General features: G+C 70.6%; 15 protein-coding genes. 4 read left to right on the forward strand and 11 right to left on the reverse strand.

The genetic code is table 11. The features are described 5' to 3' along the window. Positions 1-168 precede the first annotated feature (168 nt). The 6 genes from ABTZ17_RS12685 to ABTZ17_RS12710 form a co-directional block, all read right to left on the reverse strand. Positions 169-1,719 (reverse strand): amino acid permease, encoded by a 1,551-nt coding sequence (locus tag ABTZ17_RS12685; protein ID WP_352195572.1) that lies wholly within the window; start codon positions 1,717-1,719, stop codon positions 169-171. A 164-nt stretch (positions 1,720-1,883) separates the two neighbouring features. Then, entirely contained in the window at positions 1,884-3,803 is a 1,920-nt protein-coding gene (gene dxs / locus ABTZ17_RS12690; RefSeq protein ID WP_352195573.1) for a 1-deoxy-D-xylulose-5-phosphate synthase, read from the reverse strand. A gap of 271 nt (positions 3,804-4,074) precedes the next feature. Further along, complete coding sequence (locus ABTZ17_RS12695) at positions 4,075-5,343, reverse strand: sugar ABC transporter permease (protein WP_352195574.1); 1,269 nt, start codon at positions 5,341-5,343, stop codon at positions 4,075-4,077. Continuing rightward, positions 5,340-6,128 (reverse strand): ATP-binding cassette domain-containing protein, encoded by a 789-nt coding sequence (locus ABTZ17_RS12700; RefSeq protein ID WP_352195575.1) that lies wholly within the window; start codon positions 6,126-6,128, stop codon positions 5,340-5,342. The genes ABTZ17_RS12695 and ABTZ17_RS12700 overlap by 4 nt, the downstream gene beginning before the upstream one ends. Before the next feature lie 220 nt (positions 6,129-6,348). Beyond that, positions 6,349-7,470, reverse strand: a complete 1,122-nt coding sequence (locus ABTZ17_RS12705) for a substrate-binding domain-containing protein (RefSeq protein WP_352195576.1) — start codon at positions 7,468-7,470, stop codon at positions 6,349-6,351. 116 nt (positions 7,471-7,586) lie between these two features. After that, the gene (locus ABTZ17_RS12710) at positions 7,587-8,789 is read right to left on the reverse strand and encodes an ROK family transcriptional regulator (protein WP_352195577.1); all 1,203 of its coding nucleotides are present in this window, start codon (positions 8,787-8,789) and stop codon (positions 7,587-7,589) included. Between the two features lie 692 nt (positions 8,790-9,481). Here ABTZ17_RS12710 and mgtA point away from each other — a divergent pair. Further along, positions 9,482-12,208, forward strand: a complete 2,727-nt coding sequence (gene mgtA / locus ABTZ17_RS12715) for a magnesium-translocating P-type ATPase (RefSeq protein ID WP_352195578.1) — start codon at positions 9,482-9,484, stop codon at positions 12,206-12,208. Positions 12,209-12,337: 129 nt separating this feature from the next. Here the strand turns inward: mgtA and ABTZ17_RS12720 are convergent, their stop codons facing one another. The 5 genes from ABTZ17_RS12720 to ABTZ17_RS12740 form a co-directional block, all read right to left on the reverse strand. Then, the gene (locus tag ABTZ17_RS12720) at positions 12,338-13,264 is read right to left on the reverse strand and encodes a carbohydrate ABC transporter permease (RefSeq protein WP_352195579.1); all 927 of its coding nucleotides are present in this window, start codon (positions 13,262-13,264) and stop codon (positions 12,338-12,340) included. 13 nt (positions 13,265-13,277) lie between these two features. Further along, on the reverse strand, positions 13,278-14,222 hold the full coding sequence (locus ABTZ17_RS12725) for a carbohydrate ABC transporter permease (RefSeq protein WP_352195580.1): 945 nt from the start codon (positions 14,220-14,222) through the stop codon (positions 13,278-13,280). Positions 14,223-14,246: 24 nt separating this feature from the next. Then, positions 14,247-15,716, reverse strand: a complete 1,470-nt coding sequence (gene ngcE, locus ABTZ17_RS12730) for an N-acetylglucosamine/diacetylchitobiose ABC transporter substrate-binding protein (RefSeq protein WP_352195581.1) — start codon at positions 15,714-15,716, stop codon at positions 14,247-14,249. Positions 15,717-16,059: 343 nt separating this feature from the next. Next, a complete protein-coding gene (acnA, locus tag ABTZ17_RS12735; RefSeq protein WP_352195582.1) occupies positions 16,060-18,774 on the reverse strand; it encodes an aconitate hydratase AcnA in 2,715 nt (904 codons plus the stop codon). Between the two features lie 152 nt (positions 18,775-18,926). Next, the gene (locus ABTZ17_RS12740) at positions 18,927-19,937 is read right to left on the reverse strand and encodes a LacI family DNA-binding transcriptional regulator (protein ID WP_352195583.1); all 1,011 of its coding nucleotides are present in this window, start codon (positions 19,935-19,937) and stop codon (positions 18,927-18,929) included. 96 nt (positions 19,938-20,033) lie between these two features. Between ABTZ17_RS12740 and ABTZ17_RS12745 the strand changes: the two genes are divergently transcribed. From ABTZ17_RS12745 to ABTZ17_RS12755, 3 genes are all read left to right on the forward strand, one after another. After that, positions 20,034-21,935, forward strand: coding sequence for an amidohydrolase (locus ABTZ17_RS12745; protein WP_352195584.1), 1,902 nt, complete (start codon positions 20,034-20,036; stop codon positions 21,933-21,935). Positions 21,936-22,198: 263 nt separating this feature from the next. Beyond that, the gene (locus ABTZ17_RS12750) at positions 22,199-23,728 is read left to right on the forward strand and encodes a helix-turn-helix domain-containing protein (protein ID WP_352195585.1); all 1,530 of its coding nucleotides are present in this window, start codon (positions 22,199-22,201) and stop codon (positions 23,726-23,728) included. 155 nt (positions 23,729-23,883) lie between these two features. Then, entirely contained in the window at positions 23,884-24,342 is a 459-nt protein-coding gene (locus tag ABTZ17_RS12755) for a lamin tail domain-containing protein (RefSeq protein ID WP_352195586.1), read from the forward strand. Positions 24,343-24,420: the final 78 nt, after the last annotated feature.

A 24,420-nucleotide genomic window follows, 5' to 3' on the forward strand; every position in this document is an offset into this window, starting at 1 on the left:
CGGGGGGGCCCCCCCCCCCGCCCCCCCCGCCCCCCCCACCCCCCCCCCCCGCCGGCCCCCCCCCCCCCCGGGGGGGCCGGCCCGCCGGGCCGGTCCGGTCGTGTGGGCAGTCGCGTGCGGGGCCGTACGGGCGCGGGGCGCGGGTACGGGCCCCGCGGGCTCCCGCGCTCAGTCCGGGAGCTTGGGGGCCGGGGGCACGGCCTTCCCCGCCATGAGCTGCCCGAGGCGGCTGTTCCGGCGGCCGTAGAGGTAGTAGACGACCACGCCGATGACCATCCAGATCCCGAACCGCAGCCAGGTCTCCGCCGGCAGGTTCAGCATCAGCCAGACCGAGGCCGCGATGGACACGATCGGCAGCAGCGGGACCAGCGGGGTCCGGAAGGACCGGTGCAGGTCGGGCCGGGTCCGACGCAGGATGATCACGCCGAGGGCGACCACCACGAAGGCGAACAGCGTGCCGATGTTCACCAGGGTCGCGAGCTCGTTGAGGCTGGTGAAGCCGGCCACCACCGCGATGACCACGCCCAGGAGGATGGTGGGGCGGTAGGGGGTGCCGAACTTGGGGTGGGTCACCGAGAAGAACCGGGGCAGCAGCCCGTCCCGACTCATCGCGAAGAACACCCGGGTCTGGCCCAGGAGCAGGATCATGCAGACCGTGGTCAGGCCGACCGCGGCCCCGAAGCTGATCGTCCCCGCGAAGAAGGGGGCCCCGACGGCCTTGAAGGCGTCGGCGAGCGGGGCGCTGGTGGACAGGTCGGTGTAGTGCTGCATGCCGGTGACCACCAGGGACACCGCCACGTAGAGCACCGTGCAGATCAGCAGCGAGCCCATGATGCCGCGCGGCATGTCCCGCTGCGGGTTCTTGGTCTCCTCGGCCGCGGTGGCGACCACGTCGAAGCCGATGAAGGCGAAGAAGACCACCGAGGCGGCGGTGAAGATGCCCATGACGCCGAAGTTGGTGGGCTCGTACCCGAAGATCAACTGCACCAGCGGGGCGTCGAGCCCGGAGCCGCCCTCCTGTTTCTGGGCGGGCGGGACGAAGGGCTTGTAGTTGGCGGCCTTCACGAAGAAGAGGCCGGCGACGATCACGATGAGCACCACGGCCACCTTGATGGCCACGACCACCGCGGTCAGCCGCGCCGACAGCTTCACGCCGATCACCAGGACCGCCGTCAGCAGCAGCACCAGCAGGAAGGCGAGGAGGTCGAAGGTGCCGCCGGGCGCGTCGGGGCCCTCCAGGGCCGCGGGCAGGTGCCAGCCGGCGTTGTCCAGGAGGGAGCGCACGTACCCGGACCAGCCGACGGCGACCACCGCCGTGCCCAGCGCGAACTCCAGGACGAGGTCCCAGCCGATGATCCAGGCCGGCAGCTCGCCGAGGGAGGCGTAGGAGAAGGTGTACGCGGAGCCCGCCACCGGGACGGTGGAGGCGAACTCGGCGTAGCAGAGGGCCGCGAGGGCGCAGACCACGCCGGCGGCGACGAAGGCGAGGGCGGTGGCCGGTCCGGCGGTCTCCTTGGCGACCTTGCCGGTCAGGACGAAGATGCCGGTACCGATGATGACGCCGACGCCGAAGACCGTGAGGTCCCAGGCGGACAGGGTCTTGCGCAGGCTGTGCTGGGGCTCTTCCGTGTCGCGGATCGACTGCTCGACGGACTTCGTGCGGAAGGCACCGTTGCCACTGCCGGGACTGCGGGGCCCGGTGTCGTGCTGCGTGCTCACCGGTTCACCTCCACGCGGGGTGGGCGTCGCGGTGCGCGCGCGGGGCCCGTGCGGGCGTCCGTACGCGCACATGGGCCGGGAGGACCACCCCTCAAGGGTGTGCCTCCCGGCCCATGGGGCGCAACGGGAAGGGGGCCGTCCGGGGGACGGTCCCGGTGCCGCGGTCAGTCGCGGGCGGCCTCGGCCGGCTCGGAGTCGAAGCGGCCGTCGAGTTTGGCCACCAGACCGGTCACCTGGCGGGCGATGTCCGGGGCGGTCAGCCCGATCTCGGCCAGGATCTCCTTGCGCTGGGCGTGGTCGAGGAAGCGCGGCGGGATGCCGAAGTCGCGCAGCGGGACGTCCACGCCCGCGTCGCGCAGGGCCTGGGCGATCGCGGAGCCCACGCCGCCGACCCGGCCGTTGTCCTCGACGGTGACGACCACCCGGTGGCGCTCCGCGAGCGGGGCCAGGGCCTCGTCCACGGGCTTGACCCAACGGGGGTCGACCACGGTGGTGGAGATGCCCTGACGGTCGAGGAGGTCGGCGACCTCCAGGCACATCGGGGCCAGCGCGCCCACCGAGACCAGCAGGACGTCGGGGCGGGTGACCTCGGGGGCCGGGGCCCGCAGCAGGTCCATGCCGCCGACCTTGCCCACGGCGGGCACCGCGGGGCCGACCACGCCCTTGGAGAAGCGGACCACCGTGGGGGCGTCCTCGACCCGCACGGCCTCGTTCAGCTGCGCGCGCAGCTGCTCGGCGTCGCGCGGGGCGGCCAGCCGCAGGCCGGGCACCACCTGGAGGATGGACATGTCCCACATGCCGTTGTGGGAGGCGCCGTCGGTGCCGGTGACCCCGGCCCGGTCGAGCACGAAGGTGACCCCGCACTTGTGCAGGGCCACGTCCATGAGGACCTGGTCGAAGGCGCGGTTGAGGAAGGTGGCGTACACCGCGAAGACGGGGTGGGCCCCGGCCGTGGCCAGGCCGGCCGCGGAGGTGGCGCCGTGCTGTTCGGCGATGCCCACGTCGAAGATGCGGTCCGGGAAGGCGTCCGCGAACTTCTTCAGGCCCACCGGCTGGAGCATGGCCGCCGTGATGGCGACGATGTCGGAGCGCTCGTGGCCGAGCTTGACCATCTCGTCGGCGAAGACGGAGGTCCAGCTGGCGGCGTCGGTGGCGACCGGCAGACCGGTGTCGGGGTGGATCACGCCGACCGCGTGGAAGCGGTCCGCCTCGTCCTGGACGGCGGGCTCGTAGCCGCGGCCCTTCTGGGTGAGGCAGTGCACGATGACCGGGCCGCTGAAGCGCTTGGCGCGCTGGAGGGCGGACTCCAGGGCCTCGATGTCGTGGCCGTCGATGGGGCCGATGTACTTCAGGCCCAGGTCCTCGAACATGCCCTGCGGGGCGATGAAGTCCTTGAGGCCCTTCTTGGCCCCGTGCAGGGTCTCGTAGAGCGGCTTGCCCACGACGGGGGTGCGCTCCAGGAGGTCCTTGCCGCGGGCCAGGAAGCGCTCGTAGCCGTCGGTGGTGCGCAGGGTGGCCAGGTGGTTGGCGAGGCCGCCGATGGTGGGGCCGTAGGAGCGCTCGTTGTCGTTGACGACGATCACGAGCGGCCGGTCCTTGGCCGCGGCGATGTTGTTGAGGGCCTCCCAGGCCATGCCGCCGGTGAGGGCGCCGTCGCCGATCACGGCGGCGACGTGGTGGTCCTCGCGGCTCAGCACCTCGTTGGCCTTGGCGATGCCGTCGGCCCAGCCCAGCACGGTGGAGGCGTGGGAGTTCTCGATCACGTCGTGCTCGGACTCGGCCCGCGAGGGGTAGCCGGACAGGCCCCCCTTGGCGCGCAGGTTCGCGAAGTCCTGGCGGCCGGTGAGCAGCTTGTGGACGTAGGCCTGGTGGCCGGTGTCGAAGAGGATCCGGTCCTTGGGGGACTCGAACACCCGGTGCAGGGCGATCGTCAGCTCGACCACGCCGAGATTGGGGCCGAGGTGCCCGCCGGTCTTGGAGACCGCGTCGACGAGGAAGGACCTGATCTCCTCGGCCAGCTGGTCGAGCTGTTCCGGGCCGAGCCGGTCCAGGTCTCGCGGTCCCTTGATGCGGGTCAGCAGCACCCGTGCCTCCTTGCAGTTGCTTGCTGGTCTGTCGAGTCTAATGTTCCGCGGCCGACGGGCGTCATCGGGCGGCCCCCGACAGGGTCACGCTCTTGTCATACCTGTACACACGGTCCTCCTGCCACACACCCCGTAGGGGTGTACGTACGCACAGGTGCCCGGTACCGCCGGGGGCGGCACCGGGCACTGGCCCGAACGGGGGTGCGGTCGGCCGTACGGGTGTACGGCGGGCCGGGTGATCGTGTGACTGTACGCGGCCGGAGCCGGACCCTCAGGCCCGGCCCGCCGTCTTCTGGGTCTTGCGGGTCACCGAGTCGATCACCACGGTGGCCAGCAGGACCGCGCCGGTGATCATGTACTGGATGGGGGTGGCGATGCCCTCCAGGGCCAGACCGTACTGGATGGACGTGATGACCATGACGCCCAGCAGGGCGTTCCAGGTCCGCCCGCGGCCGCCGAAGAGGCTGGTGCCGCCGATGACGGCCGCCGCGATGACGTTCATCAGCAGGTCGCCGGCGCCGGCGCTCTGGTTCGCCGCCGCGATCTTGGAGGCCCAGAAGAGCCCGCCCACGGCGGCGAAGGTGCCCGCGATCGCGAAGACCGCGATGCGGACGGCGTTGACGTTGATGCCCGCGCGGCGGCTGGCCTCGACGCTGCCGCCGAGGGCGAACACCTTGCGGCCGAAGGCCGTGCGGCGCAGCAGGAAGTCCGTGCCGACCAGGACCACCAGGAAGAGCAGGACGGCCAGCGGCAGCCCCTTGTACTGGTTGAACATGGCCGCGGCGCCGAAGGCCACGGCCGCCAGCAGTCCGGTGCGCAGCAGGATCTCGCCGAGCGGGCGGGCCGGGACCCCGGCGGCCTCGCGGCGGCGGGTGTCCAGGAAGGATCCGGCGAAGTAGACGCCGACCGCCAGGACGGCCAGGCCGTAGCCGGCGGCGACGTCCGCGAAGTAGTACGTGGTGAGCTTCCCGACCAGGCCCTCGGAGTCGAGGTTGATCGTGCCGTTGCTGCCCAGGATCTGGAGCATCAGGCCGGACCAGAAGAGCAGGCCGGACAGGGTGACGGCGAAGGCGGGGGCGCCTATCTTGGCGAAGAAGAAGCCGTGGACGGCGCCGATGGCGGCGCCGGAGGCCAGCGCGACCAGGACGGCCAGCCATTCCTGGACGCCGTGGGTGACGGCGAGGACGGCCACGATGGCGCCGGAGACGCCGGAGACGGAGCCCACCGAGAGGTCGATCTCGCCCAGCAGCAGCACGAAGATGATGCCGACGGCCATCATGCCGGTGGCGACCATGGTGACGGCGATGTTGCTGAGGTTCTGGGCGGAGAGGAAGTTCGAGTTCAGGCTCTGGAAGATGGTCCAGATGATGACCAGGCCCACGACCACCGGCAGGGAGCCGAGGTCGCCGGCGCGCATCTTGCGCTTGAACTCGCCCACGTAGCCGGCGAGGCCCTGCTCGCGGACGAGGAGGCGGGGGTCGACGGCGGGTATCGCGTCGGCCGGTGCGGCCGGGTTCACCGCGGTCTTGTCGGTGCTCACTTGCGGGCCTCCCCGGTGCGCGCCGCACGGCGGGTCACGGCGTTGTCCGTGGCGCCCGTGATGGCGGAGATGATCTCTTCCTGCGAGGTGCCCGCGACGTCGAAGACACCGTTGTTGCGGCCGAGGCGCAGCACCGCGACGCGGTCCGCCACGGCCTTGACGTCGGCCATGTTGTGGCTGATGAGGATGACGGCGTGGCCGCGGTCGCGGAGCCGTTCCACCAGGTCGAGGACCTGGGCGGTCTGCTCCACGCCGAGGGCGGCGGTGGGCTCGTCGAGGATGACCAGCTGCGGGTCGCCGAGCATGGAGCGGGCGATCGCCACGGTCTGGCGCTGACCGCCGGAGAGCGAGGCGATCGGGATCCGCACGCTGGGGATCCGGATGGACAGGGTGGTCAGGAGCTCGCGGGCGCGGCGCTCCATCTCCACCTCGTCGAGGACGCCGCGGCGCTTGAGCTCGCGGCCCAGGAAGAGGTTGCCGACCACGTCGATGTTGTCGCAGAGGGCGAGGTCCTGGTAGACGGTGGCGATGCCCAGGTTCTGGGCGTCCTGGGGCTTGTCGACCGAGACCGGGCGGCCCTGCCACTCGATGACTCCGTCATCGATGGGGTGCACTCCGGCGATGGTCTTGACGAGCGTGGACTTTCCGGCGCCGTTGTCGCCGACGAGGGCGACCACCTCGCCGGAGTGGATCTCGAGCTCTACGTCCGTGAGCGCCTGGACGGCGCCGAACCGCTTCGAGACCCCTCGCAACGCCAGCACGGGCGCAGCGGACACATGAACCATCTCCTTCGCCGCCTGACCGGCGGGGATGTCGTACGAGAGACGCGTGGGAAGACGCGTGGGGAAGGGCGGGGGTGGGGCGGGAGAACTGCCTGAACGTTTCTGCCCGGCGCCCCGCTCGGTGGCGGGGTGGTGGGGCGGGGCGCCGGGCAGGCGCGGGGGTCCTACCGGAGCGGGGCGTCCGGGCCCGGGGGCCCGGGGCGCTCCCGGCGGGACGCGGGTGCTACTTCAGGCCGACCTTGGCGCAGTCGGCGGCGTACTTGCCGGCGCAGATCTCCTCGACGGTGTACACGCCGTCCTTGACCACGGTGTCCTTGATGTTGGCCTTGGTCAGCGAGACGACCGGGACCAGCACGGAGGGCACGCCCTGGGTGGTGGGGCTGTCCACCTTGGACTTGGCGATGGAGTCGAGCTTCTCGCCCTTGGCCAGCGCGACCGCCATGGCCGCGGCGGCCTCGGCCTCGGGGGCGTACGGCTTGTAGACGCTCATGAACTGCTCGCCCGCCACGATCCGCTGCACACCGGCGAGTTCGGCGTCCTGGCCGGTGACCGGGGGCAGCGGGGAGACGCCGGCGGACTTCAGGGCGGTGATGATGCCACCGGCCATGCCGTCGTTGGCGGAGTAGACGCCGACGATCTTGTCCTTGCCGAGGGCGGAGATCGCGGCCTCCATGTTGCCGTTGGCGTTCTCCGGCTTCCACTCCTTGGTGTCGTACTCCTTGCCGACGGTCACCTTGCCGTCGAGCTGGGAGTGCGCGCCCTTCTTGAAGAGGGCGGCGTTCGGGTCCGTGACGGAGCCGTTCATCATCACGATCTGCCCGGACTTGGCCTTGTCGCCCAGCGCCTCCAGCAGGGCCTTGCCCTGGACCCGGCCGACCTCTTCGTTGTCGAAGGAGGTGTAGGCGTCGATGGGGCCCTCGGCGAGGCGGTCGTAGGCGACGACCGGGATGCCCGCGTCCTTGGCCTTCTTGACCGAACCGGCGATGGCCTTGGAGTCCACCGCGTCGATGATGAGGACGTCCACCTTGTTGGTGATCATCGCGTCGACCTGCGAGTTCTGCACGGTCGCGTCCTGCTTGGCGTTGGCGTAGACCACCTCGCCCTTGCCGCCGGTCAGCTCCTTGACCTTCTTCTCGATGAGCGGCTGGTCGAACTTCTCGTAGCGGGCGGTCTGGTTCTCCGGCAGGAGCAGACCTATCTTCACCGCGTCTCCGGTGGCGGAACCGGAGCTCTTGGTCTCCTCGTTCGTGCCTTCGGCCTGCTTGGCGCTGCCACAGGCGGCGAGGGAAACGGCCATCGCGGTGGCGGCAACGGCGACGGCGGCACGACGCATGCGCGTGTTCATCTTGTGAACCTCCCTGACGAGGCCGCGTCGTTGCGGCCGAGGTGATGGAAGTCAACTCGGCCACAACTTTGGCGTCAAGGAGTGAATCCTTAACGAGATGACAACGGTGCCATTCGTTATCTAGCTGAAGACAAGGCGGGGGCACCGATGAGTCCGCCCAGAACGGTCGAATCCCCCATCTCGCTGAGCACCAGGGCCAGCGCGCCCAGGACTTCGGCCCGTCCGCCCAGGGCCCCGCTGGTCACCGTGAGCTGCCGCGCGGCACTGGGGATGGCGTACCGGGACACCGAGTCCCGTATGGGCGCCGTGACCAGCTCCCCGGCCTCGGCGAGACTGCCGCCGAGGACCACCCGGCTCGGGTTCAGGAGGTTGCAGAGGTTGGCGACACCGCTGCCGATGTGCCGTCCCACGTCCGCGACGACCCGCCGGCAGCCGGGGTCCCCGTCGCGGGCCAGCCGGACCACCCGCTCCATGGTCAGATCGGGCCCGTGGGTGCCCTGGAGCAGCGGCAGCACGTACCGGGCCGCGGCGAAGGTCTCCAGGCAGCCGCGGTTGCCGCAGCGGCAGACCGGGCCGGACTCGTCCAGGGTGATGTGCCCGATCTCCCCCGCGGTGCCGCCCGGCCCGCGGTAGATCTGCCCGTTGATGACCAGCCCGGCGCCGACGCCGGAGGCCACCTTGATGTAGGCGAGGTCCTTGACCCCGCGCCCGCTCCCCCAGACCAGCTCGCCCAGGGCGCCGAGGTTGGCGTCGTTGTCCACGTACACCGGGACCCCCAGCCGACGCGAGAGCTCCTCGCGCGGGTTGATGCCCGCCCAGCCCGGCAGGATGGCCGTGGAACCGAGCGTCCCGGACTCCACGTCGATGGGACCGGGCACGCCGAGGCCCACCCCGATCACCTTGTCGCGACCCACCCCGACGGTGTCGATGAGCTGTCCGACCAGCTTCTCCGCCCGGTCGAACCCCTCGGTCCAGGAGGCGTCCACGTCCAGCGGCTCGGCCTCCTCGGCCAGCACCCGGTGGGCGAGGTTGCCCACGGCCACCCGCAGGTGCTCGTGGCCGAAGTCGACCCCGATCACGATGCCCGCGTCACCGCTGAGGGAGACGCTGCGCGCCCGGCGGCCGCCCGCCGAGGTGTCGGTGACCTCGACCGTGCCGCCCTCCCTCAGCTCCCGGACGATGTTGGACACCGTGGCCGCCGACAGACCGGTGGCTCGGGCGATCTCGGCCTGCGTCATCGAACCGGCCAACCGGACGGCCCGTACGACCCGCTCCAGATTGGCCCGGTGCAGCGAGGACTGCGAACCCGGAGTCTCCACGACTCATCCACTCCTGCCCATAAGCGACGGCCCGGCCGTCGCCCCCCGGCCGGGAGCACACCGCGGGGGCCCGCGGCAGAGACCCCGGCATCTCTCCAACTTATGAAGACTAAGTCGAACCTGCGGGCATCCAGCCGTCAAGAGGGTGAGGCAGCACGAAACGGTCACTTGCGAGCGCATCCGGCCATAAGTACGAGAGATCCGGCCGCGGGATCCGTGTTACGTTCGTTGCGGCGCCGGTCCTCTGCGGCCTTCGAGGCCGGACGGGCGCCGCAGATCCGAGCCACCACCAGGTGCTCGGCGAGCGCGAGGCGAGGAGGTGTTCGGGATGAGTCCCGACCGAAGTTCCCGCCGCGCCCTCACCGGCTGACCGTACGGAACCCGCGGACCCCGTCCGCCCCGAAGGCCCCCCTTCACTTCCCGCACGCGTCACGTCCCGACGGCCGAGGACGAGCGGCCCCGGCTCCCCCGCGGTCCCGACACCACCGCGGCACGCCCCGGCCCGGTCCCACCCCCGCGTCACCGCTCCCCTTCCGCGTGCCCCGAGGCGCCCTCCGGCGCCCCGAAGGGACGCGACCCTTCCGTGCCCCGCCCCGGACGGCCGCCCCGTGCCGCCGCCCGCGGGCCCCCGACCACTCCGCGCCACCGCCCGGCCCCGCGCCGTGACGGCGGACCCGGAGGGAGGATTCGTCATGACCATGCTCACCCCTCGCACCCCCCGCCCCCTGGCGCCCCCGGGCCGCGGCCCCGGCGGCCGCCGCGACCGCAAGGCCGCCGAACTCCAGGCCCGCACCCGCACCGCCGGTGCCCGACTGACCGTGTTGGCCTCGCTGCCCGCCTCCCGCGTCCTCCAGGACCTCTCCACCACCCGCGACGGACTCCTCCACAGCGAGGCCGCCCTCCGCCGGGAGCGGTACGGACCCAACACCGTGGCCCGCGAGCGCACCCCCCACTGGCTCCTCCAGCTGGCCCGCGCCTACGCCAACCCCTTCATCCTCGTCCTGGTCCTCCTCGCCGCCGTCATGTACTGGCAGGACCCCGCCGACCCCGGCGTGGTGATCCTCTCCGTGATGGTCGGCGTCAGCGGCCTGCTCCGCTTCTGGCAGGAGCACCGCTCCGGCAAGGCCGCCGACGCCCTGAAGCGCCTGGTCACCACCACCTGCGCGGTCCAGCGCCGGTACGGCGGCGGCGCCTCCCCCACCGTCACCGAACTGCCCATGGACCAGGTGGTCCCCGGCGACGTGGTGATGCTGGCCGCGGGCGACCTGATCCCCGCCGACCTGCGGCTGCTCACCGCCAAGGACCTGATGGTCTCCCAGGCGGCCCTGTCCGGCGAGTCCCTGCCGGTGGCCAAGTCCGACCTGCGGGCCGGGGACTCCGGCCACGAGTCCGTCTCCGACCCGGTGGAGGCCGGGAACCTCTGCCTCATGGGCACCTCCGTCACCTCCGGCACCGCCACCGGCGTGGTCGTGGCCACGGGCTCCCGCACCTGGTTCGGCTCCATGGCCGGCTCCCTGGCGGGCGAGCGGCCCGCGACCAACTTCGACCACGGCGTGCGCCGGGTCAGCTTCCTGCTGATCCGCTTCATGCTGGTGATGGTCCCCGTGGTCTTCGTGATCAACGGACTCACCAAGGGCGACTGGAACGAAGCGTTCCTGTTCGGCGTCGCGGTGGCCGTCGGCCTGACCCCGGAGATGCTCCCGATGGTCGTGTCCGCCAACCTCGCCCGCGGAGCGGTGGCCATGTCCCGTCGCAAGGTGGTCGTCAAGCGCCTCAACGCCATCCAGAACCTGGGCGCCATGGACGTCCTGTGCACCGACAAGACCGGCACCCTCACCGAGGACCGGATCGTCCTGGACCGCTACCTCGACGTGCGCGGCGCCGAGGACGAGGAGGTCCTCCAGTACGGCTACCTCAACGCGCACTTCCAGACCGGGCTGCGGAACCTGATGGACCGGGCGGTCATCGACCGGGTGGACGAGGCCGAGGAGGTTGTCGTCGACGCGCGCTTCACGCTGGTCGACGAGATCCCCTTCGACTTCGCCCGCCGCCGGATGTCCGTGGTCCTGGCCCGCAACGGCCTGGTGGCGGACGGCCCGGCCGAGCACGTGCTCATCACCAAGGGGGCCGTCGAGGAGGTCCTGGAGCTCTGCACCCACGTGGTGGAGGACGGCCGCACCGTGGAGCTCACCGAGTCCGCGCGGATCCGGGCCGGGCTCACCGCCGTGGAGAACAACCGGCAGGGCCTGCGCGTCCTGGCCGTCGCCACCCGCCGCGTGGACGCCCCCCGCGACACCTACACGGTGGCCGACGAGAGCGGCCTGACCCTGGTGGGCTTCCTGGCCTTCCTGGACCCGCCGAAGGCCAGCGCGGCCGCCGCCCTGCGGGGCCTCGCCGACAAGGGCGTGGCCGTGAAGGTGGTCACCGGCGACAACGAACTGGTCGCCGCCCGGGTCTGCGCCGACGTGGGCATCGAGGTCGGCGACGTGGTCCTCGGAGCCGACACCGACGGCCTCGACGAGCCCGCCCTGCGCGAGCTGGCCGCCCGCACCACCGTCTTCGCCAAGGTCAACCCCGTGCAGAAGGCCCGCATCGTCCGGGCCCTGCGGGCCGGCGGACACACCGTGGGCTTCCTCGGCGACGGCATCAACGACGCCGCCGCGCTGCGCGAGGCCGACGTGGGCATCTCCGTGGACACCGCGGTGGACATCGCCAAGGAGTCCGCGGACATCATCCTGCTGGAGAAGGACCTGACCGTCCTGGAGCAGGGCGTCCTCCAGGGCCGCACCACCTTCGGCAACACCATCAAGTACATCAAGATGACGGCCTCCTCGAACTTCGGCAACGTCTTCTCGGTGCTGGTGGCCTCGGCCTTCCTGCCCTTCCAGCCGATGCTCGCGATCATGCTGCTGGTGCAGAACCTGGTCTACGACATCGCCCAGCTGGCCACCCCCTGGGACCGGATGGACGAGGAGTACCTGCGCAAGCCGCGGAACTGGGACGCCAAGGGCATCGGCCGGTTCATGGTCACCGTCGGACCCGTCAGCTCGATCTTCGACATCGCGATGTTCCTGATCATGTGGCACGTGTTCGCCGCGAACAGCGGGGCCCACGCGGCCCTCTTCCAGTCCGGCTGGTTCGTGGAGGGGCTGCTCTCGCAGACCCTGGTGGTCCACATGATCCGGACCAGGAAGATCCCCTTCCTGCAGTCCCGGGCCTCCTGGCCGGTGATGGCGATGACCGTCCTCGCGGTGCTGACCGGCCTGTGGCTGCCCTTCTCCCCGCTCGCAGGCTCCCTGGGGATGGTCCCGCTGCCCGCCGCCTACTTCCCCTGGCTGGTCGGCGTGCTCCTGGCCTACTGCACCCTGACCCAGCTGGTGAAGACGGCCTACATCCGCCGCTTCGGCACCTGGCTCTGAGCACGGGGCGCGGCCCCGGCCCGTCACACGGGACCGGAGACGGAGACGGAGACCGCACCGCGGCCCGGCCCCCTCGCACAGGGGCCGGGCCGCGGTGTCCTGCGCGCCGGCGGTTCGCCGCCGGCGGGGCTACTTGATGGTGGCCGAGGTCAGACCGGCCTGGATCTGCCGCTGGAAGGACAGGTAGACCACCAGCATCGGGATCATCGCGATGGTGACGCCCGCGAACAGCACCGGCAGGTCGGTCTCGTACCCCATCTGGTACTGGAGCTGCACCAGGCCCTGGGTGAGCATGTAGCGCTCGGGGTCGCTGCTGTCCTGGGGCTGCATCAGGACCGCGGGAAGGATGTACTGGTTCCACTGGCCCAGGACGTTGAATATCCCCACGCTGATCAGTCCGGGCTTGGCCATCGGCAGCATCACCTGGAAGAAGATCCGGGTGTGCGAGGCCCCGTCGATCACCGCCGCCTCGTGCACGGCCGTGGGCAGCGTGCGGAAGAAGGAGTGCATGAAGAACACCGTGAACGGCATCGAGTAGGCGACGTACACCAGGATCAGGCCCTGGTAGCTGTTCAGCATGTCCAGCCGCTTCACCATGAAGAACAGCGGCACCAGCGCCAGGAAGACCGGGAACATCGCCCCGCTGACGAAGAAGTAGTACGTGAGCCGGTTCCCGCGGAACGGGTAGCGGGCCAGCACGTAGGCCGCCATCGACCCGAAGAGCATGGTCAGCGGCACCGAGAACACCATGACGATGAGGGTGTTGGCGAAGTAGTCGCCGATGCCCTTGTCCCAGGCCCGGGAGAACGCGTCGAAGTGCCAGTTCGAGGGCCAGCTCAGGGCCGAGCCGCCGATCTGCGCGTCCGTCTTGAAGGAGCCCAGGGCCAGCCAGACCAGCGGCAGGACGATCAGTATCGCCCAGACGGCCAGGAAGCCGTGGGAGAAGACGTTCAGGACCGTCCCCTCGGAGCGGCGGTTCTCCCGCTCGCCGGTCCGCCCCGAGCCCCCGGCGCGCTCCGCGGCCGCCTCTCCGGGGGCCTTGATGACAGTGGTCATTTTCTTCTCCCGCTCAGAACTCGACGTGGTCGCGGCGGGTGGCACGCAGCGTGACGATCGACAGGACCATGGTCAGGACGAGCATGACCACGCCCATCGCGCAGGCGTACCCGCTCTGGCCCAGGTAGAGGAAGTTGCGCATCAGCACCGTGGCCATGACCTCGCTGTGGTGGTCGGGGCCGCCGCCGAACTGCCCCGAGGTCATGGTGGACACCAGCACGAACATGTCCATCGCGACGATGCCGAGGTAGACCGCGGAGGTCTGGACGGAGTCCCACAGCAGCGGGAGCGTGACCTTGAAGAAGGTCTGGGCGCGGCCCGCGCCGTCCAGCAGGGCCGCCTCGTAGATGTCCTTGGGCACCGACTGCATGGCGGCGGAGAAGAGCACCAGGTAGAAGCCCACCCCGTGCCAGACCACCACCAGCAGCAGGCACCAGAGCACGAGGTTCGGCTCGTTCAGCCACTCGATGGGCGCGGTGGCGTCCACCAGGCCGAGCTTGATGAGCACGCCGTTGAGGAGGCCGCCCTCGTCGCTGCGGTACACCGCGCCGAAGAGCACGGCGAGGATGGTGAGGGAGAGGACCTGCGGGAAGAAGTAGACGATCTTGTAGAAGCGCGATCCCCGCACGCCCTGCACCCCGCCCGCCCCGCTGCGCCCTCCGGCGTTCACCATGAAGGCGAAGAAGAGGGCGAGCAGGATGGTGATGACGGGGACGAACACCAGGAGCAGCACGTTGTGCCAGATGGCGCTGAGGAAGACCTCGTCCTTCAGCAGGTTCTGGTAGTTCTGCAGGCCGACGAAGTCGAACGTCGGCGACTGGCCGCTCCAGTTGGTGAAGGAATAGCCGAACGTCTGGATGTACGGCCAGATCACGAAGGTCAGGTACAGCGCGAGCGGTACGACGAGGAAGCCGGCGATGAAGCCGCCCCGTCCTTTGCTCCGGGCTACGTTGCTCATGGTGTCCGTCCCGTCCCGGTGCCCTTAGTCGCGTCGGTTGTTCTTGGCGTTGGGGTCCTTGGCGGCCTTGTTGACGGCGGCCTGGGCCCGCTTGATCCACTCCTTGGGCTGGATGCGCTTGGCCATCAGCTCGTTGGAGGCGTTCTGGATGTCCAGGTCCATCTGGCTGTACCAGTCCGGGTAGCGGTAGTTGAAGGTGTTGTCACCGGCCGCCTTGAGGGCGTCCACCGCGGACTTGGTGCCGGGGCGCAGCTGGACGTTGGGGTCCACGCCGTCCTTGACGATGGTCAGGGAGTTGGCCTGCTGGGCGAAGATGGTGGACCACTCGCGGGAGAGCATGGAGCGGATGAACTCCAGGCCGCCGGCCTTGTTCGCGGCCTTCTCGGGGACGATGAAGGGCTCGCCGGCGCCGGCGCGGATGGCCTCGAAGGGGAGCTTGCTGCCGGGCAGGACGGGCATGGGCAGGAAGCGCATGTCGAAGTCGGCCGGGGTCTGCTTGATCTGCTCGTTCTCCAGCCAGGAGCCGCAGGTGATGAAGGCGGCCTTGTACTGGTTCCAGCGGGTCTGCGAGTCGGTGTGGGTGAGGCCGTTGGTGCCCGGCATCAGCAGGCCCTTCTCGACCACCTCGTAGACGGCCTCGACGGCTTCGAGGGCCACGGGGTTGTTCTCGAAGGCGTTGGCCTCCAGGTTGTCGATCGCCTTCATGGAGTCCAGGCCGCCCTTCTTGGCGATCAGGTCCATGATGGCGACGTTGATGTAGTACGGGTACTTGCCCTGGTGGGCGAGGCCGCCGAGGCCCGCCGCCTTGGCCTTGCCGCAGACGTCGAGGAACTCGTCCCAGGTCTTGGGCGGGTTCCAGCCCTTCTCCTTGAAGAGCTTGCCGGAGTACCACAGGCCCCAGACGGTGTACACGTAGTTCACGGAGACGAACTTGCCTCCCTGGGTGCCCTGTTCGATGGTGCCGGGGATGAGCATGTCCCGGACCTTCTTGGTGGGGTCGTCCAGGGAGGGGGAGTCGAGGACCGGGGTGAGGTCGGCGAGCTGCCCGCCCTTGAAGAGCACGTCGAGCTTGATCTGCTGGGCGCCGGAGTCGTCGACGACGTCCGGCGGGTTGCCGCCGTTGAAGCGGGGCTGGAGCTTGGCGGTGATCTCCTGGGTGCCCAGGTGCGAGGAGGTGGTGCCCCACTTCTTGTCGAAGGCGGCCTCCCACGCCTTGGCGTAGTCGTCGCCGTAGCCGCCCTTGAAGACGACCACGTCGAGCTTGCTGCCCTTGGCGACGCCGAAGGGGTTGTTCTTGTCCGCCTTGGCGGTCGGGGTGGTCTTCGGCTTCTCCTCGCCGCCGCCCGAGGCGCACGCGGACAGGAAGCTCATCGTCGGCACCGCGATCAGGCCGAGTGCCGCGGAGCGCTTGATCAGGTCGCGGCGGCCGACGCCGGAGGCGTCCTGGCCGGCGTTCGCGACCGGCTGCTCGCCGTGGGCGGAGGTGGATCCCATGCTCAAGTCCTCGCCTTCGTCAGGAGTGTGAAGGAGGCCGGAAACAACGGCAGTTGCCGTCCATGCGGACATCACCGCAGGTCCCCGCCGTCCCCCGGTCCGGGGCCGCTCGATACCGCGGTGGTCCGGACGGGCACAGGTATAGTCCACTTCCGCTCGCCTGAGCAAGATCGTGCACAAGGATGACCGCCAGCTTTTCCGAGTTGAGACCTGTCCGTCACCGGGAATGCCTTCCCAGAAAAGCGGAAGGGCCGTACCCCCTTAACGGGGATACGGCCCTTTGGTGCCGAAGTCCGGCTATTCAGCCGATGCGGTCGTCACCGGTCACCGCGGGACGGCTCGGTCAGCCGCGGATCAGGTTGCGCAGCACGTACTGCATGATGCCGCCGTTGCGGTAGTAGTCCGCCTCGCCGGGGGTGTCGATGCGGACGACCGCGTCGAACTCCACACCGGTGTCGGTGGTCACCTTGACGGTGCGCGGGGTGGTGCCGTCGTTGAGCTCCTCCACGCCGGTGAAGGAGAAGGTCTCCTCGCCGGAGAGGCCCAGGGAGGCCGCGGAGGCGCCCTCGGGGAACTGCAGGGGCAGGACGCCCATGCCGATCAGGTTGGAGCGGTGGATGCGCTCGTAGGACTCGGCGATGACCGCCTTGACGCCGAGGAGCGCGGTGCCCTTGGCCGCCCAGTCGCGGGAGGAGCCGGAGCCGTACTCCTTGCCCGCCAGGATGACCAGCGGGATGCCGGCGGCCTGGTAGTTCTGGGAGGCGTCGTAGATGAAGGAGACCGGGCCGTCGGCCTGGGTGAAGTCGCGGGTGAAGCCGCCCTCGGTGCCCGGCGCGATCTGGTTGCGCAGGCGGATGTTGGCGAAGGTGCCGCGGATCATGACCTCGTGGTTGCCGCGACGGGAACCGTACGAGTTGAAGTCGCGGCGCTCGACGCCGTGCTCGGTGAGGTACTTGCCGGCCGGGGTGTCGGCCTTGATCGCACCGGCCGGGGAGATGTGGTCGGTGGTGACCGAGTCGCCCAGCTTCGCCAGCACGCGGGCGCCGGCGATGTCGGAGACCGGGGTGGTCTCCATGGTCATGCCCTCGAAGTACGGGGGCTTGCGGACGTAGGTGGACTGCGGGTCCCACTCGAAGGTGTTGCCGGTGGGGATCGACAGCGCCTGCCACTGGGCGTCGCCCGCGAAGACGTCGCTGTAGGACTTGCTGAACATGTCCTCGCCGATGGCGTTCGCCACGACGTCGTTGACCTCGGCCTCGGAGGGCCAGATGTCGGCCAGGTACACCGGCTTGCCGTCGGTGTCGGTGCCGAGGACGTCCTTGGTGATGTCCACCTTCATGGAGCCCGCGATGGCGTACGCGACGACCAGCGGCGGGGAGGCCAGGTAGTTCATCTTGACGTCGGGGTTGATCCGGCCCTCGAAGTTGCGGTTGCCGGAGAGCACCGAGGTGACCGCGAGGTCGGCCTCGTTGATCGCCTTCGAGATCTCCTCGTCCAGCGGACCGGAGTTGCCGATGCAGGTGGTGCAGCCGTAGCCGACCAGGTTGAAGCCCAGCTTGTCCAGGTACGGGGTCAGGCCGGCCTTGTCGAAGTAGTCGGTGACGACCTTCGAGCCCGGGGCGAGGGTGGTCTTCACCCACGGCTTGCGGGTCAGGCCCTTCTCGGCCGCCTTCTTCGCCACGAGCGCCGCGGCGACCATGACGTAGGGGTTGGAGGTGTTGGTGCAGGAGGTGATCGCGGCGACGGTGACGGCGCCGTGGTCGATCTCGAAGGAGGTGCCGTCGGCCAGGGTCACCCGGGTCGGCTTGGTGGGCACGCCGTTGGCGGCGGCCGGCGAGTCGGACGCCGGGAAGGACTCCTTGCCGGCCTCCTCGTCGTCGCTGACGTAGTTGCGCACGTCCACGGCGAACTGCTGGGCGGCGTTGGCGAGGACGATGCGGTCCTGCGGGCGCTTCGGGCCGGCGATGGAGGGGACGACCGTGGAGAGGTCGAGCTCCAGCTTCTCGGAGAAGTCCGGCTCGGCGGCCGGGTCCAGCCACAGGCCCTGCTCCTTGGCGTACGCCTCGACGAGCGCGACCTGCTGCTCGGAGCGGCCGGTCAGGCGCAGGTACTTCAGGGTCTCGCCGTCGATCGGGAAGGTCGCGGCGGTGGAGCCGAACTCCGGCGACATGTTGCCGATGGTGGCGCGGTTGGCGAGCGAGGTGGCGGCGACGCCCTCGCCGTAGAACTCGACGAACTTGCCGACGACACCGTGCTTGCGCAGCATCTCGGTGATGGTCAGCACCAGGTCGGTGGCGGTGGTGCCGGTGGGCAGCTCGCCGGTCAGCTTGAAGCCGACCACGCGCGGGATCAGCATGGAGACCGGCTGGCCCAGCATCGCGGCCTCGGCCTCGATGCCGCCGACGCCCCAGCCCAGCACACCGAGGCCGTTGACCATGGTGGTGTGGGAGTCGGTGCCGACGAGGGTGTCGGGGTACGCCTGGCCGTTGCGGACCATGACGGTGCGGGCCAGGTGCTCGATGTTGACCTGGTGGACGATGCCGGTGCCCGGGGGGACGACCTTGAAGTCGTCGAAGGCGGTCTGGCCCCAGCGCAGGAACTGGTAGCGCTCCTTGTTGCGGCCGTACTCCAGCTCGACGTTCTGCGCGAAGGCGTCCTTCGTGCCGAACTTGTCCGCGATGACGGAGTGGTCGATGACCATCTCGGCGGGCGAGAGCGGGTTGATCTTCGCCGGGTCGCCGCCGAGGGCCTTCACGGCCTCGCGCATGGTGGCGAGGTCCACGACGCAGGGCACGCCGGTGAAGTCCTGCATGATCACGCGCGCCGGCGTGAACTGGATCTCCTGGCTGGGCTGGGCCTGGGAGTCCCAGCCGCCGAGCGCCCGGATGTGGTCGGCCGTGATGTTGGCGCCGTCCTCGGTACGGAGCAGGTTCTCCAGCAGCACCTTCAGGCTGTACGGGAGGCGGGCCGAGCCCTCCACCTTGTCCAGCCGGAAGATCTCGTACGACTCGTCGCCCACCTGCAGCGTGCTACGGGCGTCGAAGCTGTTCGCCGACACGACAGTCTCCTTCATGCATGAATTCGCGCGTTCTACCGCATCCTGCCGCCACGCCCTCTGGCCAATCCATTAAGGTAAGGCTAAGTTAGGTAACCCTTACCTGGGGGCGGCTGCGGTACGCCTTCGGCAGATATCTCGATGTCGAGATAACTCTAGTACATGACCGGACGGAGCGACGAGGCACGCACCCGCAACGCCGCCGGCACCATCCGCGCACCGGCCCCCGCGGGCCCGCCGGCCCGCCCCGACTCGATCAGCGCCACCAGGGCCGCCACCGCCTCCGCCCCGGCCGCCTCCGGCCGCAGCGTGACCGTGGTCACGGGCGGTTCCGTGGCCCCGTACGCCGGGTCCTCGCTCGTACACACCACCAGCAGGTCCCCCGGCACCCCGAGACCGTGCCGGGCCGCCGCCGCCAGCACCTGCCGGCCCCCGGGGTCGTACGCGCAGTACACCGCGTCCGGACGGTCCCTCGGCGCCGCGCCGAAGGCCGCGTCGAAGGCGTGCCCCGGACCGTCCTCCGGGCCGAAGGGGACCACCACCTCCGCCACGCCCCGCTCGGCGCACCACTGCCGGTAGGCCGCGACCACGGCCCCCGTGTAGTGCTCGCGCCCGTGCCCGGAGTGCAGGGCCGGCCGGCGGGCCCCGGCGGCCGCCAGGTGGTCCAGCACCTCCCGGGTGGTGCCCGCGTGGTCGTTGTCCACCCACACGTCCCCCGGCCGGGGCTCGGGCGGCCGTCCGTCGAAGACCAGCGGCAGCCCGCGGGCCCGCAGCGCCCCCGGCACCGGATCCCCGGCCGGACTGTCCACCAGGAGCATCCCGTCCACGGCCAGCGTGTGCCACAACCCCTCCGCGCACCGCTCGGCGGGCAGCGTGGTCAGGGCGTAGCCGCGGGCGTGCGCGGCGGAGGTGGCCGCGGTGATGAACCGCGAGAAGTAGGCGATGGTCACGAAGTCCCACGCCGTCCCCGCGAAAGTGGTCACGGCCAGCCCCAGGGTGCGGGTACGGGGCCCGCGCCGGGTGCCGTACCCCAGCCCGGCGGCCACCTCCCGGACCCGGCGGCGGGTGCCCTCGCCGATCCGCCCGGTGCCGTTGAGGGCATGGCTGACCGTCGCGGTGGACACCTCCGCGGCCCGCGCGACGTCGGCGATGGTCGGTCCCGGCATGCGCGCCATCGTACGGATTCCGTGGCCGCGGGCGGGTTCTGGTTAAGAAGTTAATCACCCAGTGTCCTGCCCCACAGCGACGTCATTGGAGGGGTCATGAACGCAGCTCTGTCCCGCAGGGGACTGCTCGCCGCCGGTGCGGCGGGCCTGGCCGGTGCCGCGGCGGGGACGGTCCCGGCGGTCGCCGCCCCGACCGCCGCGGGACGCGGGACCGGATCGGCCTCGCTGATCCTGCACAACGCCCGGGTGTTCACCGGGGTGCCGGGGGCCGCCGTGGCCGAGGCGGTCGCGGTGGGCCGGGACGGCCGGATCCTCGCGGTCGGCACCGGCTCCGCGGTGCGCCGGCTGATCGGGCGGGACACCGAGGTGGTCAACGCCCGCGGGAACACCGTGATGAGCGGAATCCACGACGGGCACGTGCACCCGCTGGGCGCGGGCGAGCGGTCCCTGAAGCCCTCCCTGGCGGGCGCGGAGACCACGGTGGAGGAACTCCGGACCCTCCTGTCCGGCTTCCTCGCCGACAGCGGCGGCTCCGGGGCCGAGCCGGACACCTGGCTCGTGGTGGAGGACTGGAACCCGGTGGGCCTGCTGCCCTCAGGCACGGTCCCGCACCACACGATGCTCGACGCGCTGCCCACCCGCCGGCCGGTGGTCCTCGTCGGCGGGGACGGCCACAACCTGTGGGCCAACCGGCGCGCCCTCGACATCGCGGGCGTCACCGCCGCCACCCCCGACCCGCCCGGCGGACAGATCGTGAAGGGCCCGGACGGCAAGCCCTCCGGCGTGCTCAAGGACGACGCCCAGGGCCTGGTGACCCGCCACCTGCCCGTCCCCACCGAGGCCGAACTCGTCGCGGCCTGCGCGAAGGTGCTCGCCGAGGCCGCCGCCTCCGGCGTGACCACCATGATGGACGCCCTGGTGGGACGGCACGAGTTGGGGCTCTACCGGGCCCTGTCGGCCGCGGGCGGGCTGCCGCAGCGCATCGTCCCGGCGATCCGGCTCTCCGTGGAACAGACCAAGGACCCGGCCGCCGCCCTCGCCTACGCCAAGGGACTCCGCAAGGAGTTCACCGGCGTGCGCGGACTGCGGTTCGGCATGGTGAAGGTCTTCCTGGACGGGGTCATCGAGTACCCGGCCCAGACCGCCGCCCTCCTGGAGCCCTACCTGGACGGAAACGGCAAGCCCACCCGGAACCGGGGCGAACTGTACACATCGGCCCGGGAGTACGGCCGACTGTCGGCCGCCTTCAACCGGGCCGGCTGGCAGATGCACGCCCACGGGCTCGGGGACCGGGCCGTGCGCACCGCCCTGGACGGGTACGCGTACGCCCGCGAGGCCACCGGGCAGCGGGACCCCCGCAACGCCATCGCACACCTGGAGCTGGTCGACCCGGCGGACCTGCGGCGCTTCGCCCGGCTCGGGGTGACGGCCTGCATGCAGCTCCAGTGGGCGCAGCGCGACATCTGGACCGAGGAGGCCCTGCTGCCGTACATCGGGCCGCGGCGGCACCGGTGGCTGTACCCGGCGCGCAGCCTGGAGAAGGCCGGGGCACGACTGTCGGGCGGTTCGGACTGGCCGGTGGACCCGCTCCAGGTGTGGAACCAGCTGCAGACAGCCGTGGACCGCAAGGGCGCGGAGGGGAAGGGCCCGCTCTACCGGGAGCTGGAGGGGCTGAGCCGGGTGAGCTCCCTGCGGATGCACACCTCGGGCACCGCCTGGCAGCTGCGCCAGGAGGAGCTGACGGGGACCGTGCAGCGGGGCAAGGCGGCCGACCTGGTGCTGCTGGACCGGGACGTGACGCGCTGCCCGGTCGGGGACATCAGCGGCACGCGGGTGGAGCTGACGCTGGTCGGCGGGCGCACCGTGCACGACGTCCACACCGCGACCGGGCGGGCCGCGGCGGCCCGACTGGAGCAGGCGGCCGCGGCACCGCGACCGGCCTCGTACGCGGCGGTCCACGGCGGACGGCACCAGGCCTGCGGCTGCACCTCGCACTGAGGCTCCGCACTCCCCCGCCCCGTCCCGCGGTCTCTGACGCGACCTCAGTGGGCGGGGGCGGGCGGGGCGGGGGGTCGGGGACGTGACCGGGAGCGGGAGTCGGGTGCGGGAAAGGGCGCGGGGTCCGGATGCGGGCGCGGGCCCCTCGAACGGCGGTTCACAAACCGGTCTGAAAAGGTTCTGATAGTCCATACAGGTCATAGGACACGCCGGACCGACCCTCGATTCTGGCGTCATCTCATATCTGAGATATCGTCCCCCTCATGGCAGACGACTACCTCGTACGCATCGGCAAGCTCATCCGTGACGCCCGGCAGCACCGGGGCTGGACGCAGAGTCAGCTCGCGGACGCGCTCGGCACCAGCCAGAGCGCCGTCAACCGCATCGAGCGCGGCAACCAGAACATCAGCCTTGAGATGATCGCCCGGATCGGCGAGGCCCTCGACAGCGAGATCGTCTCCCTGGGCTACGCCGGCCCGATGCACCTGCGCGTGGTGGGCCGCCGCCGACTGTCCGGCGCCATCGACGTCAAGACGAGCAAGAACGCCTGTGTCGCCCTGCTCTGCGCCACCCTCCTCAACAAGGGCCGCACGGTGCTGCGCCGGGTCGCCCGCATCGAGGAGGTGTACCGCCTGCTGGAGGTCCTCAACTCCATCGGCGTCCGCACCCGCTGGATCAACGACGGCGTGGACCTGGAGATCGTCCCGCCGGCCCGCCTCGACATGGACGCCATCGACGCCGAGGCCGCCCGCCGCACCCGCAGCATCATCATGTTCCTCGGCCCGCTGCTGCACCGCCTGGACCGCTTCCGGCTGCCCTACGCGGGCGGCTGCGACCTCGGCACCCGCACCATCGAGCCGCACATGATCGCGCTGCGCCGGTTCGGTCTGGACATCACGGCCACCGAGGGGCTGTACCACGCCGAGGTCGAGCCGGGGATCTCCCCCGAGCGCCCGATCGTGCTGACCGAGCGCGGGGACACCGTCACCGAGAACGCCCTGCTGGCGGCGGCCCGGCACGACGGGGTCACCGTCATCCGCAACGCCTCCTCCAACTACATGGTCCAGGACCTCTGCTTCTTCCTGGAGGCCCTCGGCGTGAAGGTGGAGGGCATCGGCACCACCACCCTCACCGTGCACGGCGTCCCGACCATCGACGTGGACGTGGACTACTCCCCCTCCGAGGACCCGGTCGAGGCCATGAGCCTGCTGGCCGCCGCGGTGGTCACGGAGTCCGAGCTGACCATCCGCCGGGTGCCGATCGAGTTCATGGAGATCGAGCTCGCGGTCCTGGAGGAGATGGGCCTGGACCACGACCGCTCGGCCGAGTACAGCGCCGACAACGGCCGGACCCGACTGGTGGACCTCACCGTCCGCCCCTCCAAGCTCGAAGCCCCGATCGACAAGATCCACCCGATGCCGTTCCCGGGGCTGAACATCGACAACGTCCCCTTCTTCGCGGCCATCGCCGCCGTGGCCCAGGGCCAGACCCTCATCCACGACTGGGTGTACGACAACCGCGCCATCTACCTCACGGACCTCAACCGCCTCGGCGGGCGCCTGCAACTGCTCGACCCTCACCGCGTGCTGGTCGAGGGCCCCACCCGCTGGCGCGCGGCCGAGATGATGTGCCCGCCGGCGCTCCGACCGGCGGTGGTGGTGCTCCTCGCGATGATGGCCGCCGAGGGCACCTCCGTCCTCCGCAACGTCTACGTCATCAACCGCGGCTACGAGGAACTCGCCGAGCGCCTCAACTCGGTGGGTGCCCAAATCGAGATCTTCCGGGACATCTGACCCTTCTCCACCCGGTGCCCCGTGGTGCGCCGAATGCGCCACGGGGCACCGGTGCGTCTCGAATACTGCGATCGCCCGTAAATCACACCTTCCCCTTGGGTATCTTGAGCGCGCTCCACATGTGGGGCGGATTTCAACCATCGGGAGGGGACCCCATGAAGAGGACCGCCACGTTCGTCGCGGCCGGCGCACTGGCCGTGGCCGCGTTCGCGGCCCCGCAGGCCACCGCCGCGCCGCACCAGGGCGGGGTGCACTTCGGCACGCTCCAGTTCGACGGTCCGGGCCCGGACCTGCCGCGGACCAACGCCAAGCTGAACGCCGAGTACGTGGACCTGCACAACAACACCCGCAGCGCCTTCAAGCTGAACGGCTACAAGGTCAAGACGGCCTCCGGGTACGTCTACACCTTCGGCAGCTTCACGCTCGGCGCCGGGAAGACCGTCCGCCTCCGCAACGGACAGGGCAACAACACCGTCAACAACGTGTACCGGAAGAAGGACAACTTCTGGTTCAACAACGACAAGGGGTCGGTGACCCTGATCGCCCCGAACGGCAGCAAGAAGGACAGCTGCGCGTGGAAGGCCAACGGCCGCGGGTACACCACCTGCCACTGAGCCGGACGGCGTTCGGTGGTGGGTGATCGGTGACACTGCGGTGTCACCGGTGACACTGCCATGTGACCGGTGACACCA

The sequence above is a fragment of the Streptomyces sp. NPDC097619 genome (assembly GCF_040302735.1).
Taxonomy (GTDB): Bacteria; Actinomycetota; Actinomycetes; order Streptomycetales; family Streptomycetaceae; genus Streptomyces.

Bases quoted from the DNA above. Each gene is read 5' to 3' on its own strand.
- ABTZ17_RS12700 (WP_352195575.1), bottom strand. From the start codon at position 6,128: ATGGTTCATGTGTCCGCTGCGCCCGTGCTGGCGTTGCGAGGGGTCTCG.
- ABTZ17_RS12705 (WP_352195576.1), bottom strand. From the start codon at position 7,470: ATGAACACGCGCATGCGTCGTGCCGCCGTCGCCGTTGCCGCCACCGCG.
- mgtA (WP_352195578.1), top strand. From the start codon at position 9,482: ATGACCATGCTCACCCCTCGCACCCCCCGCCCCCTGGCGCCCCCGGGC.
- ABTZ17_RS12720 (WP_352195579.1), bottom strand. From the start codon at position 13,264: ATGACCACTGTCATCAAGGCCCCCGGAGAGGCGGCCGCGGAGCGCGCC.
- ABTZ17_RS12725 (WP_352195580.1), bottom strand. From the start codon at position 14,222: ATGAGCAACGTAGCCCGGAGCAAAGGACGGGGCGGCTTCATCGCCGGC.
- ngcE (WP_352195581.1), bottom strand. From the start codon at position 15,716: ATGGGATCCACCTCCGCCCACGGCGAGCAGCCGGTCGCGAACGCCGGC.
- ABTZ17_RS12740 (WP_352195583.1), bottom strand. From the start codon at position 19,937: ATGCCGGGACCGACCATCGCCGACGTCGCGCGGGCCGCGGAGGTGTCC.
- ABTZ17_RS12745 (WP_352195584.1), top strand. From the start codon at position 20,034: ATGAACGCAGCTCTGTCCCGCAGGGGACTGCTCGCCGCCGGTGCGGCG.
- ABTZ17_RS12750 (WP_352195585.1), top strand. From the start codon at position 22,199: ATGGCAGACGACTACCTCGTACGCATCGGCAAGCTCATCCGTGACGCC.
- ABTZ17_RS12755 (WP_352195586.1), top strand. From the start codon at position 23,884: ATGAAGAGGACCGCCACGTTCGTCGCGGCCGGCGCACTGGCCGTGGCC.